At 66.2% G+C, this 18211-nt stretch carries 15 protein-coding genes and 1 pseudogene; 6 read left to right on the plus strand and 10 right to left on the minus strand.

Going from position 1 to position 18211, the window contains the following annotated elements; genetic code table 11:
- On the minus strand, positions 1-1007 hold a 1007-nt coding region (locus tag IPK20_21800; protein ID MBK8019057.1), incomplete at its 3' end, for a Fic family protein.
- A gap of 586 nt (positions 1008-1593) precedes the next feature.
- Here IPK20_21800 and IPK20_21805 point away from each other — a divergent pair.
- The gene (locus tag IPK20_21805; protein MBK8019058.1) at positions 1594-2043 is read left to right on the plus strand and encodes a hypothetical protein; all 450 of its coding nucleotides are present in this window, start codon (positions 1594-1596) and stop codon (positions 2041-2043) included.
- Positions 2044-2548: 505 nt separating this feature from the next.
- Here the strand turns inward: IPK20_21805 and IPK20_21810 are convergent.
- The 8 genes and pseudogenes from IPK20_21810 to IPK20_21845 all read right to left on the minus strand — a co-directional run bounded on the left by IPK20_21810 (position 2549) and on the right by IPK20_21845 (position 10846).
- A complete protein-coding gene (locus IPK20_21810) occupies positions 2549-3382 on the minus strand; it encodes an ABC transporter ATP-binding protein (GenBank protein ID MBK8019059.1) in 834 nt (277 codons plus the stop codon).
- Complete coding sequence (locus IPK20_21815) at positions 3370-4341, minus strand: ABC transporter ATP-binding protein (protein ID MBK8019060.1); 972 nt, start codon at positions 4339-4341, stop codon at positions 3370-3372. The genes IPK20_21810 and IPK20_21815 overlap by 13 nt, the downstream gene beginning before the upstream one ends.
- An 11-nt stretch (positions 4342-4352) precedes the next feature.
- The gene (locus IPK20_21820; GenBank protein ID MBK8019061.1) at positions 4353-6056 is read right to left on the minus strand and encodes an ABC transporter substrate-binding protein; all 1704 of its coding nucleotides are present in this window, start codon (positions 6054-6056) and stop codon (positions 4353-4355) included.
- A 54-nt stretch (positions 6057-6110) separates the two neighbouring features.
- Positions 6111-6977 (minus strand): annotated as a pseudogene (locus IPK20_21825) (ABC transporter permease).
- Positions 6977-7933: an ABC transporter permease gene (locus IPK20_21830; GenBank protein ID MBK8019062.1), complete on the minus strand. Its 957-nt coding sequence runs from the start codon at positions 7931-7933 to the stop codon at positions 6977-6979. Before IPK20_21830 ends, IPK20_21825 begins: the two are co-directional and overlap by 1 nt.
- A gap of 4 nt (positions 7934-7937) precedes the next feature.
- Positions 7938-8795 carry a hypothetical protein gene (locus IPK20_21835; protein MBK8019063.1) on the minus strand — a complete coding sequence of 286 codons (858 nt, stop codon included), beginning with the start codon at positions 8793-8795 and terminating at the stop codon, positions 7938-7940.
- A 39-nt stretch (positions 8796-8834) separates the two neighbouring features.
- Positions 8835-10106 carry a hypothetical protein gene (locus IPK20_21840; protein MBK8019064.1) on the minus strand — a complete coding sequence of 424 codons (1272 nt, stop codon included), beginning with the start codon at positions 10104-10106 and terminating at the stop codon, positions 8835-8837.
- Complete coding sequence (locus IPK20_21845) at positions 10097-10846, minus strand: hypothetical protein (GenBank protein MBK8019065.1); 750 nt, start codon at positions 10844-10846, stop codon at positions 10097-10099. Before IPK20_21845 ends, IPK20_21840 begins: the two co-directional genes overlap by 10 nt.
- A gap of 590 nt (positions 10847-11436) precedes the next feature.
- On the opposite strand from IPK20_21845, the gene IPK20_21850 reads away from it, so the two are divergent.
- The 5 genes from IPK20_21850 to IPK20_21870 all read left to right on the plus strand — a co-directional run bounded on the left by IPK20_21850 (position 11437) and on the right by IPK20_21870 (position 15773).
- A complete protein-coding gene (locus tag IPK20_21850) occupies positions 11437-11871 on the plus strand; it encodes a hypothetical protein (GenBank protein MBK8019066.1) in 435 nt (144 codons plus the stop codon).
- A gap of 251 nt (positions 11872-12122) precedes the next feature.
- Positions 12123-12539: a hypothetical protein gene (locus IPK20_21855; protein ID MBK8019067.1), complete on the plus strand. Its 417-nt coding sequence runs from the start codon at positions 12123-12125 to the stop codon at positions 12537-12539.
- Between the two features lie 12 nt (positions 12540-12551).
- A complete protein-coding gene (locus IPK20_21860) occupies positions 12552-13568 on the plus strand; it encodes a DUF3520 domain-containing protein (GenBank protein ID MBK8019068.1) in 1017 nt (338 codons plus the stop codon).
- A gap of 134 nt (positions 13569-13702) precedes the next feature.
- Positions 13703-14572 (plus strand): MoxR family ATPase, encoded by an 870-nt coding sequence (locus tag IPK20_21865; protein MBK8019069.1) that lies wholly within the window; start codon positions 13703-13705, stop codon positions 14570-14572.
- Between the two features lie 22 nt (positions 14573-14594).
- On the plus strand, positions 14595-15773 hold the full coding sequence (locus IPK20_21870; GenBank protein MBK8019070.1) for a VWA domain-containing protein: 1179 nt from the start codon (positions 14595-14597) through the stop codon (positions 15771-15773).
- Here the strand turns inward: IPK20_21870 and IPK20_21875 are convergent.
- Positions 15727-18156 (minus strand): FAD-dependent oxidoreductase, encoded by a 2430-nt coding sequence (locus IPK20_21875; protein MBK8019071.1) that lies wholly within the window; start codon positions 18154-18156, stop codon positions 15727-15729. The two genes, IPK20_21870 and IPK20_21875, sit on opposite strands and share 47 nt — an antisense overlap.
- Positions 18157-18211: the final 55 nt, after the last annotated feature.

The raw sequence follows: 18211 nt of genomic DNA on the forward strand, positions 1-18211 counted from the left end.
AAACAAGGGATGTTCGCCGCCAGCCGCGAGGTTCGCTTGTTGATGTCCGCAAAAGGCTGGAGGTAAGGCAGATGGACCATCGCGAAGAAGGACTGTTCGAACGGCTCCGAAATCCTCGAGACCTTGTCCAAGAGCACGTCGAGGGCCTCGTCCACCTGCTGGGGCACGCCCAAAGGCCGAAATACGCTGCCATGAATCTCAACTACGTGCTGCCGTACTCGGCCTTCGTCAGCAGGGTTCGGGAGCAGGTTCTCGGCGAGGGTCGCGTGGAGATTCATCAGCGTGAAGCGGTCGAAGCCGACCGACGCGGCGTTGTCCACCAACAGCTCGATGGCGGCTTTGTGATTCAGAATCATCTGCGTCTCCATGGCCGCCTTGCCCGTTGCAGCTCTGCCTTTTTCGATCAGCGTGCGCGTATCGAGCCGCGAATACGTGTTCCCCTCGAGATGGCTCGAAGCCCAGGACAAGTCGATGAGGAGTCGATCGAGGATCGCGCGGCTGTACGTACCGGCGGGCTGGCGTACATTCGCGCTCGAACCGATCCGCCGAAGCCGCGCGCACAAAGGCCGGGACAGGTAGCGAGACACGTTGGGCCGGTACGATTCCAAGAACTCGCGCTGGTAGCCGACAGGCTTTCTTGCCGACAGTGGACGAGACACATAGTCGAGGATGTTCTGCCCGTCCGCAGAAAGCGATATGTGCGCCGGAAACGGCGGCTCTGCTTCGCGAGTTGGCGATGCCGTCGGTCGAGCGAGGAGATAGCGCCTTGCGCGCGCGTTGCCAACCGCGGCGATGTGACCGCTTTCGACCAGTAGGGACAGCCGTCTCTGAGCGGTTCGCCGCGACAGCGCCGGAAACGCAACCAGGATCTCGGCCAGCGTGGCGCCGAGTGGTGCCCTGCGCGATCGTGCAGTAGAGCATCCGGGAACGAGTTGGAGTGCATGGCGCGATTCGCAAGTGTCTGTAGCGCGATTTTGGCGCGATTCTTTGAACCGCGCTACTGCCATTGGCGCAGTTCACTCCGGACAAGTGGCTTCCGGGCAGAAGCGATTTCGGAAACCCGGATCGAAGCAGTTGGCGCCCGCATCGAACTCCCCCATCAACTTGTCGTCAATGAAGGCGTATCTCTGGCCGAGATTGGCGCCCTTGCAATCCTCTGCCCTCGACGGCAGGCAATCAGCCCCCCGTAGAACCCGCAGTTGAGCCGCGCGCGTCTCGGAAGGAATTGGCCTCGTGACGGGTTGCGGCCATTCCGAACATTTCGTCCAAGAGGAAGACCTCGTGTCTGGGTCGGTGCCGGCTGTCCGCCCACCCCCGGCTCCCCCGTAGTGCGGGCGGCCTTGCAGTTGTCTGCAAGTCGGCCCAATAGGTTGGCAATAAGTTGTTGGCCTTCGCCTATGGTGACACCGCGCCTCGGCATGAACGCACAGCACAAGTCCGCTGACCGAGTTCGCGAGGCCACACGGCGGGAAGCCGAGGCACAAGGGCCCCTTTCCGTCTCTGACGCCCAGCTCGCAGAGGACCTGACGCCATGACAACACTCAAGCAAGACCGCTACTCGTCGCACTCATCGCCACGTGCTGCACTGCACCCATGATGTTGCTCGCAGCCGGATATCCGAAGGAAGGAGGCATCGACACCGTCGAATGCATGGTGGCCGAAGGCCCGCGCACCGAGAGTGCCACGGGCGTGACCTTCGGTGGCATCGTGTCGCACAGCGTGGCCCATGCGCCCGGCGGTGGCCACGGCCCGCTGGACGAGTACAGCACCTACTGTGTCGCCACTACCTCGATGCGAAGTCGGGCAAAGGCCTGGCGCTGGGCGTGTGCGAGCAGACCGACGCCGACGGCGACAAGTGGGTCATGCGATTTCGGGACGAGGGCAAACCAGATGACGGGCACCTTCGAGTTCGTGGCCGGCATCGGCAAGTACGAAGACGCGCGCATCAGCGGACAGTATCGGCCGGCTGGCCCGATGTTCTTCAGCGCGTCGGGCCGGCTGCAGCGCTGTCTGTACGTCACGGGGTCGTATCGACTGAAGTAGTCGTCGTGAGCGAGCTTCCCGACTGACCGAACGGAGCCGGGCGGTACGCACTGACGCCGTGCGCCGCCCGACTCCATTGCTTCCCCAACCGTGGGTTGGGACGAGTACGTCGAGACCTGTCACTGCTCAGGCCTGACGCATCGGGTAGCCTGTCTTCGTCAAGACTATCAACCCTTACGGCGAACGTCGGCATGGCACCGAGCTGCCCGAGGCTGAGTCGACGGCCACCATGAACCCGGAAGGAGTGAACACCGAGCGCCGTTTCGACGGCACGCCGCGCCTTGGTCGGATCGCTTGCCGTCCACGCAGGCCCCCTCTGCCGCACCGTATGAGGCAGTGGGTGTCAGGCCACGGCGTGACACGCCACACGCCGCCCCGGCCCCACCACCGTGAGAGCCGGCGCGGAGGCGCGGCAGACCTCCGTCGCCTTCGGGCAACGGGCGCAGTAAACACAGGCGGAAGGCGAATTGGCGAGGGTGTCGGCGACAACGTCGGATGTCGACTCCTACAAGACCCGCGCATCCGCGCCTCGATTCGTCACGAACGCCAAAGCGACCAGCGACTTCGTGTAGGGGTGCAACGGATGTGCGAACAGCTCCTCGGCGGGTCCGATCTCGATGATCCGACCTCCCAGCATCACCGCCACGCGATCACTGAGGTGTCGCACGATTGCCAGATCGTGGGAGATGAACAGATAGGCCACACCCATCTTCTGTCGAATGTCGAGCAGCAGGTTGACGATCTGTGCCTGCACTGACACGTCGAGCGCCGACACCGGTTCATCGCAAACCACCAGCGCGGGCCCGAGGGCGATGGCGCGCGCAATACCTATCCTCTGCCTCTGTCCACCCGAGAACTCGTGCGGATAGCGATCCGCCATGTGCTCCGCGAGCCCCACCTTCGCCAGGAGCTCGGTCACGCGCTCGGCCCTTTGGACACGCCCCCCCGCCATCCCGTGCACGTCGAGCGGTTCGGCCACGATGTCCCGCACGGTCATGCGCGGATCAAGTGACCCGAACGGATCCTGGAAAACGGCCTGCAGCCGCCTTCGCACATGCCGCATGCGCCTCGAACTTGTCCGGGTGATCTCCTCGCCATCGAAGACGATCCTCCCGGACAGTGCCTCCACAAGCCGGAGCACCGCCAGTGCCGTCGTCGACTTGCCGCATCCGCTCTCGCCGACGAGGCCGAGGATCTCCCCGTGCCCGATCTCGAAGGACACGCGGTCGACAGCCCGCACGGGCGGCTTTCGCCACCTGCCCGCCGGCGGGTAGGTCACGACGAGTTCCTCGACTGACAGCAGCGGAAGGCCGCTGGTCGATCCGTTCATAGAACGCATGCGAAGAAGTGATCCGGAGTCGCCGCTTTCGGCGCGGGCTGCGAAGCATGGCAGTGGGACAGGGCATGGGCGCAACGCGGCGCGAATGCGCAGCCTGGAGGCAAGGCGGCGAGGTCAGGCGGCTGTCCCTCGACGGGTTCGAGACGCCGCCCACGGTCGAGGGCAAGGCTCGGGGCACACGCAAGCAGAGCGCGGGAATAGGGGTGGCGCGCGTCGGAGAGCAACGCATCCACGCGTGCAGTCTCGACGACTCGCCCTGCGTACATCACCGCGACCCGATCAGCGTAGCGGGCAACGAGTCCGAGATCGTGGGTGATGAGCAAGAGCGCGGCCCCGGTCTCCGTGATGAGTTGTTTCAAGAGGTCGAGCACCTGGGCCTGGACGGTCACGTCCAGGGCTGTCGTCGGTTCGTCGGCAACGATCAGCCGAGGCCGGCACGCCAGCGCCATCGCGATCATCGCGCGCTGGCGCATACCGCCCGAGAACTGGTGCGGATAGGCCCGCATTCGCCCGCCCGCTTCGGGGATGCGCACGCGCTCCAGCAGGCCCCGCGCGACGTCCAGCGCACCGGTCCATGTCATGGCTCGGTGCTCGCGGGCGGGCTCCGCCACCTGGAGGCCGACAGTGAGTGCCGGGTTGAGCGAGGTCATCGGTTCCTGGAACACCATCGCGATGCGGTTGCCGCGCACGCCGCGCATGGCGCGCTCGTCGAGCGCGAGGAGATCCTGCCCCTCGAACAGGATCTCGCCCGCGACGATTCGCCCGGCGGGCTTCGGCACGAGCCGCAGCAGCGACAGCGCGGTGGCGCTCTTGCCCGACCCCGACTCCCCCACGAGCGCGAGCGTTTCGCCCGCCGCCAGGTCGAACGAGACGTCGTCCACGGCACGCACCACACCGCGGTCCGTGCGGAAATGCGTGGACAGGCCCCGCACGCTGAGAAGAGGAGACTCGGCAGGCATCGCGACCGGCCTCAGAACCCCATCTTCTTCTTCAGGTCCTGGTCGATCCAGATCCGGGCGTAGATCGGTGCCGGGCGATAGGCGGCCGCCCGCAGTTCGCCGCCGTAGTTCTTCACCCAGGGCCACCACGCGCTGTAGAGGTAGGGCGTGGGGAGCCAGAGGTAGGGTGCCTTGGCGAGAATGTCCCGGTTGAGCGCCTTCAGCATCTCCTGCCGCTTCTCCTCGTCGCGCTCGCGGTGGACGGCGTCGATGCCCCGGTCGAACGCGGGGTCCGACCACATCGAGGGGTTCCAGGTCTGGCCGGAGACGAAGCTCTTGCGCAGCGTGGAAATGGGATTCACGCGACCGCTCACCATGAAGTAACCGGACGCGTGCGTCTTCGTCGTCATGGCCGAAAGGAAAGCGCCGTACTCCATCGGCTGGATCTCCACCTTCACGCCCACCTGCTCGAGATACGCAGCCACGAGGGGCAGCAGGTCCAGGTGATCGGGCGAGCAGGAGCAGACTTGCACCTTGAACGCGAACCCGTTCGGATAGCCGGCCTCTGACAGCAGCTTCTTCGCCTTCTGCGGGTTGTAGCCGAACAGTTCCTTGACCGGGTCGGGCATCGCGGACAGCGGTTCGTAGTAGCCGAGATAGTCCGAAGACATGGGATACGCGAACAGCTCCGCATTTCCGCCGTAGTAGGCAGAGATGATCTCCTGCTTGTTCACCGCGAAATTCAGGGCACGGCGCACGCGGATGTCGTCGAAGGGTTTGCGGTCCACGCGCATCGCGAGAAAGGTGCCGTTCGTGGCCAGGTAGCGCGACCACTTCAGGGCCGGGACGGTCTTCTTCAGTTCGTCCGCGGCGTTCCATCGAATGACCTGGAGCAGGTCAAGCTTGCCGGCGCGGAGCATGGCGTGCTGCGTGGCTTCGTCCTTGATGGTGCGGGTCACCACCTTGTCGACGAAGGGAATCCGGTAGAGCTGCCCCCCGAGGCGCTCCTTGTCCCAGTAGGCCGGATTGCGAGCGTAGGTGTTCGAGGTGCCCGGCACGACATCGGCCAGCGCGAACGGGCCGGTGCCGTTCGCATTCTTCCAGTTCGCGGCCCCGGCCTCGAACACTTCCTTGGGCACGATGGCCGACTGCACGCCCCACCCAAGCTTGTAGTCCCAGTCGGCCTGGTAGTGCTTGAAGTGAAAGATCACCCTGTACCGGTCCGCCGCCTCCACCTTCTCGATGTGCTCGTAGAACCCCGGAAGCTTCTTCGGGCTGCGGTCGTAGCGCTCGTAGGCATAGACGACATCGGCGGCGGTCAGCTCGCGCGTCGCCATCACGCCGGGCTTCTCGGGGAACATCACACCCTTGCGCAGCGTGATCTCGACACGAAGCGGGTTATCCTTCAGCTTCCAGCTCTCGGCGAGCTCGCCGCGCACCGCATCCGCTGGAATCCACCCGTCGGCGATGAACGGGTAGCGCCCGCCCTTGTGCTTCGACTTGTCGAGGTCGGCCGCGAAGAGCTGCTCGTACATCTGCCCGGCGTCGTGCGGGAACTTCCAGTTCCAGTCGGCAGCGTCCCAGGTCAAGGTGGATAGGGCTACGTAGGGCGTGCCGACCTCCAGCGTGCCACCGTACTGCGGCTTCTCGATCTGCGCGACGGCCGGGCCGCCGGACGACCCCAGCACGGCGGCGAGCACTGCGGTGCGAAACGCGGGCGGGAGGGTGAGCGACATCGTTCGGTCTCCTGAGTGGGCGGGCGAAGTCATGGCATTCCGCGCATGCGCGGAGTCGAGGACGTCGCGCAGCGCGTCGCCGAACATGTTGGCCGCGTACACGACGATGGTGAGACAGACGCCGGGGACCAGCACGAGCCAAGGCGCCTGGAACATGAAGGTGCGAGCGCTGCCGGACAGCATGCCGCCCCAGGTGGGTGTCGGCGGGGGAACCCCCAGACCGAGGAACGCCAGCCCAGACTCGGCCAGGATGGCCGTGCCCAGGCGCGTGGTGAAAAGCACGATGAGCGGCGGCATCACGTTGGGCAGGATGTGCCGCCACAGGATGCGGAGAACCGATGCCCCGATCGACCGCGACGCCAGCACGTAGGTGTGCTCCCGCACCGAGACCACGGCGCCGCGCACGACGCGCGAGCCGCCGATGCCGAGCAGCAGGCCGAGCGTGCCGATGATCTGCGGCAGGCCCGGGCCGAGCACGGACACGACGACGATCAGCACGATCAGCACGGGGAACGTCATCCAGGCGTCCACCACCCGCTGGACCACGAGGTCCACGGCGCCGCCCGCATAGCCGCTGACGATCCCGAGGATGGCGGACACCAGCGTCGCGAGCGTTGCCGCCGCGAGGGCGACGATCATCGAGGAGCGCGCGCCGTGGAGAGCGCGGGACAGCAGGTCCCGGCCCAGATTGTCGGTGCCGAACGGAAACGCCCAGGACGGCGGCTCCAGGCGGTGCAGCGGGGCGATCTCGTTCACGCCGTGCGGCGCGAGCGCGCCGGCGAACAGCGCACACACGAGCGCCGACAGGAAGACGACGCCGCAGAGCGCGCCCAGCGGCTTGGTGCGGAACATCCGCGCAAGAAAGCCGTGGCGCACCCGTCGGAGCACGGGCACGGCAACGGGCGGGACGTCAGCGCGCATCACCGGTACCGCACCTTGGGATCGAGCCAGCCGTAGCTCAGATCCACCAGGAGGTTGACGAGCGTCACCACCACGCCGACGACGAGGAACACGCCGGTGATCACCGGATAGTCCCGCTGCGTGACCGAGTCGAGCAGCAGCAACCCCATCCCGGGGATGACGAAGATCTGCTCGACGATCACCGCACCGCCGAAGAGCAGGGGCGCCTGCAATCCTATCAGTGTCACGACGGGAATCAGGGCGTTGCGCAGCGCGTGCCGGAACACCACCCGCCGCTCCCCGAGGCCCTTCGCCCAGGCCGTGCGGATGTAGTCCTGCCGCAGCACTTCGAGCATCATCGTGCGCGTCATGCGCATGAGGATGGCCGACAGCGACGCACCGAGAATCACGGCGGGCACGAGCATCTGGGAGAGGTGGTGCAGCGGGTCCTCGGTGAAGGCAACGAAGCGCGTCTCGGGCACCCAGCCCCACCAGATCGAGGGAAACACCATCACCATTGTCCCGAGCCAGAACCCGGGAACGGCCAGCAGCAGGATCGCGAAGGAGCGCGCCGCGTAGTCGCCCGGTGTGTCCTGGCGCAGGGCCGAGTAGATGCCGATCGGCAGCGCCAGCGCCAGCGCGAACACGAGGGCCAGCGCGCCGAGTTCGAGGGTGACCGGCAGACGGTCGAGCAGTTGTTGCGCCACGGGAGTGCCCTGCCACAGCGAGCGGCCGAAGTCGCCGGACAGCACGATACCGCCCAGCCAGCGCACGTACTGCTCGCCGAGTGGCCGGTCCAGGCCCAGCTCGTGGGCAAGCGCCTCCCGAGTCGCCTTGCCGGCGCTGACGTCGTTCTGGCTCAGCATGAGATCCAGGACGTCGCCGGGCACCAGACGGACCGTGACGAACACGATGAAGCTCGCGATGAGCAGTGTCGGCACCAGGGCGATCAGACGTCGCAGCGCGTAGGACCGCATCGCATCACCCCCCGAGAATCGACTGGTGCAGCGCATCGGTTTCCGCGGCCGGCGCGGCCCCGAGTCGCAACCGCAGTTGCTCGGTGCCCGACTGGTACGCCGCCAGGGCTTCGGCCCGTTCGCCCAGCCGGTCCAGGCTGGCGATCCGGTGCCTGAGCAGGTCCTCCGCCGTGGGTTCGATGGTGAGCGCGTCGCGGCAGGCATCGCTCACCTCCCGCCACGCTTCGCGCTCGGCGGCGCGTCGCACACGGCGACGCACCAGGCCGAGCCAGCGCGCACGCAGCCGTTCGCGCGCGGTGAGCAGCACGGCCGATTCGGTCTCTCCGGCCAGCAGATGGCCACGGTAGAGGGACAGCGCTGTTCCGATCGCCGCGTCGGCCGCAGGATCGTTGTCGCACGTGCCCTCGGCCCGCTCGGCCAAGGTCTCGAATGCCCGGCTGTCAACCCAGCAGCAAGTCGCGTCGAGACTCGCTCGTCCGTCGCGCACGCGGATGGTGTCGTCACGGCCGAGCAACTTGCGCAGCCGGGTGAGCGTCACCTCGAAGGCGCGAAGGGCCGCGGCGCCATCGGAATCGGGCCAGACGGCATCCGCCAGTTCGGTGCACGGCACGGCATCAATGCCGCTCGCGACCAGCGCCTTCAGGAGATCGAGCGTGCGGCTCGCCGAGCGGCCACCGCCGCGACGCTGCACAGTGTCCCCATCGAGGGTGAAGCCACCGAGCACTCGCATGCGCACGGGCCACGGCCAGGAGGGCCCTGCTCCGGCGGGTGGCCGGTAGCGGCACGTGCGAACGATCTCTCGGCAAAACCCCGGTTCGATGCCGGCCTCCAGGGCCGCCGAGACGATGACGCTCGCGACCATGAGCGGAGTGAGCCGACAGCCGGACGTACCCTGTCGATCTCAAATAGGCCAGCGCGTTTCGCGGATCGCGGGGAGCGCCGATGCCGATCGGCCCTCCAGCAAGTCCGCGTAGATGTCCACTTGTCTTCGCCAGGCGATGAGGTGCCCGTCGCCACCCTCCTCGGCGTCGTCGGTGAGGCGGCGAGCGTACTCCCGTGCTTCGTCGAACCGGCCGTTGGCAGCGAAGGCGATTGCGCTCATGGTCGTCAAGTACCGGCATCCCATGGATGCGGGGCCGGCCCGACGGGCGAGTTCCAGACCCTCGAGCCCGAGGGCGAGGGCCGCTTCGTAGCGGCCCTCGCCCAAAGCGAACAATGACCTCAGCAGCCCTGTATAGAGGCGGGTGAAATATGCAGCGGATTCGAGACGTGGGACCACGTGTTCGCTGAGATAGCGGTCAGCCTCAGCCGGCCCATGTGTTACCGCCAAGATGGCCGAGGTCAGGCGTTCGAACTCGAGAATGTCGGGTACGCACCCACTGTCGTCTGCGAGATTCCGGGTCTCCTCGGCAAGCCGTGCCGCCAGATCGAATGCTCCCATGGCCAGTGCGTGTTGAATGGCGGGCTGGTGCCAGAACAACGCAGTCGGTTCGAGTACATCGGGGGAGGTCAGTCGGGCACGACTCTCGTCAAACAGTGCCTGGACTCGACGGCGGTCCGCGTGGTGGAGCCAGAACCACATGAGCCGACCGGCCGCGGCCACGTAGAGGTTGTCGTCACAACGATCGAGTACTGCGGCGAGCCGCTCGGCCGCCTCGTTGCATTGCCGGGAGAAAGGCCGATGGCGGAAGCAGGCCTGAAGGAGCATCACGCGTCCTTCGCAATACACCTCTTCGTTCGGCGGCTCCGGGATGTCGAGGAGAGATTCCAGGCGGCTCAGCCACAGCCTCTGGTCTGTCTCCACGAGCACAACGGCGTGCGAAATGTCGATCTTCCGGCACGCCACCAGTACTTGGCCTGCCCAGTCGCCGGCGGCTTCGAATCCTTCGTAGGTCCGCTCCAATGCCCGGGCAGCGAGACGGTAGTCCACCCCAAGGTGGGCCACGGCGTACCAGTACCCGACCCAGGGATCGTGCTCGAAGCGATCCATCGGCAGCGACTGGATCCACTGTCGGAGAGTCTGCCGCCGTCCCTGGCGCACAAGATGGCCGGCCCGATCGCGGATCAGGCGGATGGCGGGCTCCCACTCGGCAGCGTCGACATACAGTGCGAAGGCTTCCTCGAAATGTCCGGTCGTCTGGAGGAGGGCTGCAGCACTGTTCGTTAGCCGCACGTGTTCCGCATAACCCAAATCATGTCTGGCCGTGTCTGCAGAAACAGGCGAAACAAGGCATGGAACTGGTAGCTGGTGTCCTCCCCCAGGCGACGATCGGTGAAGAGATTGCGTCTTGCGAGCGCAGCCAATAGTGGTCCGGCGGAGGCATCGCCCGTGATGGCCTGGGCCAGGGCTGCCGTCATGTTGGGCAGGTAGGACATGCGGATCAGCATGTCGCGCTGCGATGCCGGGGCGGCATCGAAGATCTGAGCAGCGAAGTAGTCGAAGACCGTCTCGAGATTCTCGATGTCGCCGGTACGCCTGATGCGTCCGGTTTGCCGCACACGCTTCGAGCATGAGCGCAAGGCCTGCAGTCCAGCCGGTCTGTTCATAGATTCCGCCAAGAGAGCCTCGGAGAACGTAGTCCTGCCAGGCGTTTCGCCCAGGGTCGCGATAGCAGCGGTCTCGCTCACCGTAAGGCGGATCTCTTCCCAGCCGAAGAACGCGATGCGCTGGCTGGCTCGCAGGCGCGAGAAGACCGCCGGGAGCGACCCGCGGCTCACGGCAAGAACTTGAATGCCATCCGGTATCTCGTCGAAACCCGCGGCAAGCGCCGTGAGCAGGGCCGAGGTTTCTGGCAGGTCCTGGAAGTTGTCGAGCACCAGCAGGCCCCTCCGCAGCCGCGCGAAGACACCCCTGAAGAACAACCGGGCGAACGCGGAGAGATCGGTCAGGTGCTCGGCCCGAAATGCCGGCAAGAGTCTCGCTCGCCCCGGATTGCGGTCGCCAGCCGCCTCTCGCAGGTAGTGGAAGAACGTCGCCGGATCGGCATCGTTTGTCGAGCTGGTACCAGAGCGCGGAATGACGCCGCTCTTCGAGCCAGCTCGCGACAAGGGAAGTCTTCCCCGCCCCCGGCGGAGCCGAGAGCCACATCACGGGCTTCGTACCCGCCTGATCGAGCAGATCGAACAGCCTCGTGCGACGCAGCAGCCCGTCCGAGCGAGGACAGGTCAACTTGGCGAAACGGCTTGTGGCCATGGCAGGCGACTCTCCCGTCGATGGGCGACAGTGTGCCCGGCGTCTCCGCACAAATGACTTACAACTTTGAAAGAACCTGACTTGGGCAACGCGAAGGCCGCCATGAACTCCGGTGGGATATCGCGGGATTCCGGCACGGTGCTTCATGTCAGTGGTCACCGCGCCCCGGGCAGGTTGCATGAGCGACGCTGGAGGTCAAGACTGCTGGACGGCGATCTGCCTCGCCCAGGCGTTTCCAGCGCGCGCCGGGGCGGCTCCAGGATCGTGAACGCAGTTCATTTCCTGTACATAGTCTTCAGGACATCGCGCCATGAGTGCACCCGATCCAGCGGACCTGTCTTTCCTGCTCCAGCGTTTCGGCCCGGACAAACCGCTTACCGAGGCGGAACGCCAATACCTGGCGCAGGCTGCCGAGTGCGACCATCCCTTGGTCGGACATGAAGTGACCTTCGGACCGGGCGGACAGTGCTTCTTGCGCCAGAAGCAATCGTGGGAACAATCGGTCGAAGTCGACAAAGACTACGAGGCCATGATCTCCCTGGCCAATTGTTTGAACAGGATCGGTGACTACCGCTGGAACATTGCCGCCCAGGTCACCGCCGCTCTCGCGATTCGCTTGTCGTTGCTGAGGCACGGTCCGCAACACACGAGTGCCCTGAGCGCCGCTCGAGCGCTGTCGACATCACTCTCCAACGAGGCGCCTTCCAAGGCGCGACTGGCGCAATGGATGGCCAATCGTCGGTGATGGCCTGTGCCGAAGTCATCGATCGATCCGTAGCCCATCAAACCTCGCGAAGTGGCATTCGCGGGCAACCTCGGCGTGGAAAAGGACCGAGGCGAACCTGGGTTCTCAATTCGCCTTTCGAAGCCGCGAACTGGACGAGGTCGGACTGGTCGCTGCACCCATGCTCGTTCTGGTGCAGTAACCCCAATTCCGTTTCTCCTCCGTTTCAGTGACCGGGCAAGCACTTTCCGTCACCGAACAGGAGAATCGACATGCATCGTTTCCTGCACCGCCGCGGCGGTGGTTCTGACCCTTCTTCTGGCCGCCTGCGCCAGAGTTCCTCAGGAAAAGCGGGCGAAACCCCCCCAGGCCCATCGTCGGGCAAGCCTGACGTCGAGGCACCGTTTCCGGCGATCCTGCCCGCGGAATCCGTTGGCGCGAATCGTCCGTTGTCCGAGGCCTCACCTGTATCGCCACCTGCACCCGCTCGAGAGGCGGAGAGCGGGCGGCTCCTCGATCCGCACGCCACGGCCGGCACGCTGGCGGCCGTGCGGCAGTTCCAGGCCGGCCACGCCGACGTCGGCAAGCGCGAAAAGGCGGCGTCCATCGTCCACTCGGCACCCGCCGAGGCGGCCTACCCGGAGGTCGACGAATTCCGAGCGTTATCAATCGTTGAACGACAACCCTGAGACCGCGACCGCATCACGCTCGTCACCTACGCGGGCCAGACCGCCGTCGTTCTCCCGCCCACGCCCGGCAGCGAGCGCGCACGCATCGCGGCCGCCATCGATGCGCTGACGGCCGGAGGAAGCACGGCGGGCGCCAGCGGCATCGACCTTGCGTACAAGGCCGCACAGCAGGCCTTCATTCCCGGCGGCATCAACCGCATCCTGCTGGCCACCGATGGCGACTTCAACGTGGGTGTCACGGACTTCCGGCAGTTGAAGGCGATGGTGGAGGAAAAGCGCAAGTCGGGTGTGGCGCTGACGACGCTCGGCTTCGGGACGGGCAACTACAACGAGCAGCTGATGGAGCAGCTGGCGGATGCGGGCGACGGCGCGTACTCCTACGTCGACAACCTGATGGAAGGGCACAAGGTGCTCGTCAACGAGATGACCTCCACGCTCGCCACCATCGCGCGCGACGTCAAGGTGCAGATCGAGTTCAACCCGGCCACGGTACAGGAGTACCGTCTGATCGGGTACGAGAACCGGGCGCTGCAGCGCGAGGATTTCAACAACGACCGCGTGGATGCAGGCGACATCGGCGCGGGGCACACCGTCACGGCACTGTACGAACTCACGCTCGCCGGGGGCCAGGGCCTCATCGACGAGAAGCGCTATGGCCCTCGCGACGCGGCGCCCGCTGCCGGCCAGGCCGACGAACTCGCGCACGTGAAGCTGCGGTACAAGGAACCGGAGGCGTCGACCAGCAAGAAGCTGGAACTCACGGTATCGCGCGCTTCCGTTCGTGCCGTGGCACAGGCGAGCGGCGAGTTCCGCTTCGCGATGGCGGTCGCGGGTTTCGGCCAACTGTTGCGCGGTGGCCGTTACACGGGAACCTGGAGCCTTGCCGACGCCCGGGCACTGGCCGGGGGTGGAGTGGGTGAGGATCGCTTCGGGTATCGCGGCGAATTCCTGCGCATGGTGGATGTGGCGCGGTCGCTTGCGACCCGGAAGACGGGTGACGCGTCGTCGGCAACGACCGCTGTGAGGTAGCGAAAAGCCGGGGACGGATCCAGGCATCCCGGTCCGTCCCGTCCCAACCGCCAGGTGCGCGCGGCCATCCACGCGAGGGTCCCGCCAGGGGCAGGGGTCCGACGGTGCCGGAGCCCACATGTTGTACCCTTGGGCTGTCTGCCACCCGCTCCCCTTCTCCCATGCGCTTCACCGGCACCGAATCCTACGTCGCCACCGACGATCTCATGATGGCCGTCAACGCGGCCATCACCCTCGAACGCCCGCTGCTCGTCAAGGGCGAGCCCGGGACCGGCAAGACGATGTTGGCGCTGGAAGTCGCAAGCGCGCTGGGACGCCCGCTGCTCCAGTGGCACGTCAAGTCCACGGCCAAGGCGCAGCAAGGGCTGTACGAGTACGACGCGGTGTCGCGCCTGCGCGATTCGCAGCTCTGCGAGACGCGTGTGCACGACATCGCCAACTTCATCAAGCGCGGCCCGGTCTGGGAAGCCTTCGATGCGGATACCCCGGCGGTGCTGCTGATCGACGAGATCGACAAGGCCGACATCGAGTTCCCCAACGATCTGCTGCGCGAACTGGACCGCATGGAGTTCTACGTCTACGAGACGCAGCAGCTCGTGAAGGCGCGGCATCGGCCGGCCATCATCATCACCTCCAACAACGAAAAGGAGCTGCCGGATGCCTTCCTGCGCCGCTGCTTCTTCCACTACATCCGCTTTCCCGACCGCGAGACGATGGAGCGCATCGTCGAGGTCCACTATCCCGGTCTCAAGCGCACGCTGCTGGAAAAGGCGCTCACCGTCTTCTTCGAGATCCGCGACGTGCCGGGCTTGAAGAAGAAGCCCTCGACCTCCGAACTGCTGGACTGGCTGAAGCTGCTCGTTGCCGAGGACATTCCCGCCGAGGCACTGCACAGCCAGGACCAGGGCAAGATCATTCCGCCGTTGCACGGGGCGCTGCTCAAGAACGAGCAGGATGTCCACCTGTTCGAGCGCCTGGTGTTCATGGCGCGGCGTTCGCGCTGAGCCGTCGTTCCGCGAGCGGGCCATGCTCATCGATTTCTTCATCAAGCTGAAGGAAGGCGGGTTGCCGGTGTCGGTGAAGGAATACCTCACCCTCATGGCCGGCATCCAGGCGGAACTGCCGGGCTACAACGTGGAGGGGTTCTACTACCTCGCCCGGGCCTGCCTCGTGAAGGACGAATCCAACTACGACAAGTTCGACCGGGTGTTCGCCGAGTACTTCAAGGGTATCGCGCAGATCCCCGACGGGATGCTGGCCGTGCTGCCGGAGGAATGGCTGCGCAAGCAGGCGGAACTGCTCCTGTCGGACGAGGACAAGGCGGCCATCGAATCCCTGGGCGGATGGGAAAAGCTCATGGAGACGCTGCGCAAGCGCCTCGAGGAGCAGGAGGGCCGTCACCAGGGCGGTTCCAAGTGGATCGGCACGGCCGGTACCTCGCCGTTCGGCGCCTACGGCTACAACCCGGAGGGCGTGCGCATCGGCCAGGACGGATCGCGCAACCGCCGCGCCGTGAAGGTGTGGGACGAGCGGCAGTACCGCAACCTCGACGACACCGTGGAGCTGGGCACACGCAACATCAAGGTGGCGCTGAAGCGGCTGCGGCGATTCGCGCGGGAAGGGGCGGCCGACGAACTGGATCTCGACGACACGGTGCGCTCCACCGCCCGCAACGCGGGCTGGCTCGACATCAAGATGGTGCCCGAGCGCCACAACGCGGTGAAGGTGCTGCTGTTCCTGGACGTGGGCGGCTCCATGGACGATCACGTGAAGGTGTGCGAGGAGCTCTTCTCCGCGGCGCGCACCGAGTTCAAGCACATGGAGTACTTCTACTTCCACAATTTCGTCTACGAGAGCGTGTGGAAGGACAACCGGCGCCGCAACAGCGAGCGCTTTCCCATGCTGCGGCTGCTGCATACCTACGCGCACGACTACAAGGTGATCTTCGTCGGCGATGCCACCATGAGCCCGTACGAGATCGCCTATCCGGGCGGATCCATCGAGCACCACAACGAGGAAGCGGGAGCGGTGTGGCTGCAGCGGGTGCTGGACGTCTATCCCAAGACCGTCTGGCTGAATCCGCAGCCGGAAGACCGCTGGGACTACTACGACTCGATCAAGCTCACGCGCCAGTTGATGGGCGAGCGGATGTTCCCCCTCACGCTGGAAGGGCTCGACCGGGCGATGAAGGATCTGACGCGGTAGCGCCGATTCGGGGAACGCACGCGTACCGCGCCGCCAGTTCCACGAACGCACGGCACGACGCCTGCGCGTCGAAGGCCGGCCCGAGTTCTTCCTCGAGGATCTCCGCAACGCGCGGTGCGAGACTTGCTGCACGGGAAGCGTCCAGGAACAGCAGCCGCGATCGTCTCGCGAGCACGTCTTCCACGGAGCGCGCGTGCTCCTCACGCGCAGCGAAGCGCACCATGGCCTCGGTCAGCCCCGGGGCGAGTTCGGACTTCGATCCGGGCAGTGCGGCTACACGCGGTGCATCGGCGCCGTACAGGTGCAGACCGGGTGCTTCGGTGATCGAACCCGACCGCTCGATCCAGCCGTGCAAGCGAAGGGCTGCCGTCCCGCCTGCGGGGCGCGAGGCGAGAAGCCCGGCATCGGTGCATCGCTGCAGCACGTCTTCCGCCATCGAGCGATAGGTCGTCCATTTTCCGCCCGTGACGCTGACGAGACCGGAGCGGTCCACGTGCACGAGGTGCTCGCGCGACACGGACTTTGTCGCGGCGCCGGACGTCGCGGCGGGCTTCACTAGGGGGCGCAGCCCCGACCACACGGAGCGCACGTCGTGGCGCTGCGGCGGTCGTGCCAGGACGGATGCGGCCTCGCGGAGAACGAAGTCGACTTCGGCGGAGTCTGCCTCCGGCTCCTGGGGTGCGGAGGACGCAGCCACGTCGGTCGTCCCGAGCAGCACGCTTCCCAGCCAGGGAATCGCGAAGAGCACGCGGCCGTCCGCGGTGCGCGGCAGCAGCACGGCGTGATCGCCCTGAAGAAATGATCGGTCGACGACAAGATGCGTGCCGCGGCTGGGGACCACCAGATCCGTTTCGTTCGAGGCGTCCAGATGCCGGATCGCATCCACCCAGACCCCCGTGGCGTTGATCACGCAGCGGCTTTGCAGGCGAAGACGGCGGCTCGTTTCGGCATCCTCCGCCACGATGCCTGCGATGCGGCCGCCCTCCCGCAGGAGTTCCACCGCCCGGCAGTGATTGAGGGCCGCCGCACCTTGGCTCATCGCCGTGCGGGCCAGGGCAAGCGCCAGGCGCGCATCCTCGAACTGGCCATCCCAGTAACGCACGGCAGCCGCGAGCCCCTCCGTCTTCAGCGCGGGAATGCAGGACCGTGCCGCGGCGGCGTCCAGCGTGTCGGTCCGATGGATGGCGGCTTCTCCGGCCAGGCGGTCGTAGAGACCCAGCCCGACCCGGTAGAACCAGCGATCGAACAGCGCGCCGCGCAATCCGTAGAGTGGCAGGACGAAGGGCAGGGGCTGCGCAAGATGCGGCGCGTTGCCCATGATGACCGTGCGTTCGCGCAGCGCCTCGCGCACGAGGGCCAGGTTCCCCTGGGCAAGGTAGCGGACCCCGCCGTGCAGCAGCTTGGTGGCTCGCGAGGACGTGCCGGCCGCGAAGTCGCGTGCTTCGACCAGTGCCACGGAGAATCCCCGTTGCGCGGCATCCAGCGCGATGCCCAGGCCCGTGGCGCCTCCGCCGATCACGACGACATCCCACTGCGCGCCGGCTTCGAACCGGCGCAGCGTCTGCGTGCGGTGGCTCACGCGCCGAAATTGAGCTGCCGCGGCGCGAGGTAGCGACGCGCGATCTCGTCCGCCGGTACGGGCTTGCTGAAGAGAAAGCCCTGATACTCGTCGCAGCCCAGACGCTTGAGGGTAGACAGCTGCGCGAGATTCTCGACCCCTTCCGCAGTGACGCGGAGGTTGAGGCTGTGGGCCATCCCCACGATGGTGGCCACGATGACGTCGCTGCCCTTGTCGGAGTCGACATCGCGCACGAAGGAACGGTCGATCTTGAGCGTGTCGATGGGCAACTGCTTGAGTGTCGCGAGCGAGGAGTACCCCGTGCCGAAGTCGTCCACCGCCAGGCGCGTGCCTAGCTTCCCCAGCTTGCGGAACGCCTGGATGCTCTCGTCCGCCGACTGCCACAGCACGGACTCGGTCATCTCGAGCTCCAGCCACATCGGATCGAGCCCGGTGCGCGAGGATGCGCTGCACGGCACGCGCGAACTCGTTGGGCTGGTGGAACTGGCGGGCAGAGACGTTGACGGCCACCCGCAGGGCGGGATAACCGGCGTCCTGCCACGCCTTGTTCTGTTCGCAGGCGGCGCGCAGGGCCCAGGCCCCGATGGGCTCGATGAGGCCGGTCTCCTCCGCCACTTCGATGAACGTGGCCGGTGCGACGAGGCCCTTGACCGGATGCTTCCAGCGCAGCAGGGCTTCCACACCCGCGATCCGGCCGGTGGCGATGTCGATCTGCGGCTGGTAGTGCAGCACGAACTCGTCCCGGTTGAGCGCAAGCCGCAGCGCGTTCTCCAGATCGTGCCGCTCCACCGCGCGGATGTTCATCTCGCGCGAGAAGAACTGGTAGTTGCGCCGCCCTTCTCCTTGGCGGGTACATCGC

The sequence above is a fragment of the Betaproteobacteria bacterium genome (genome assembly GCA_016713305.1).
GTDB lineage: Bacteria > Pseudomonadota > Gammaproteobacteria > Burkholderiales.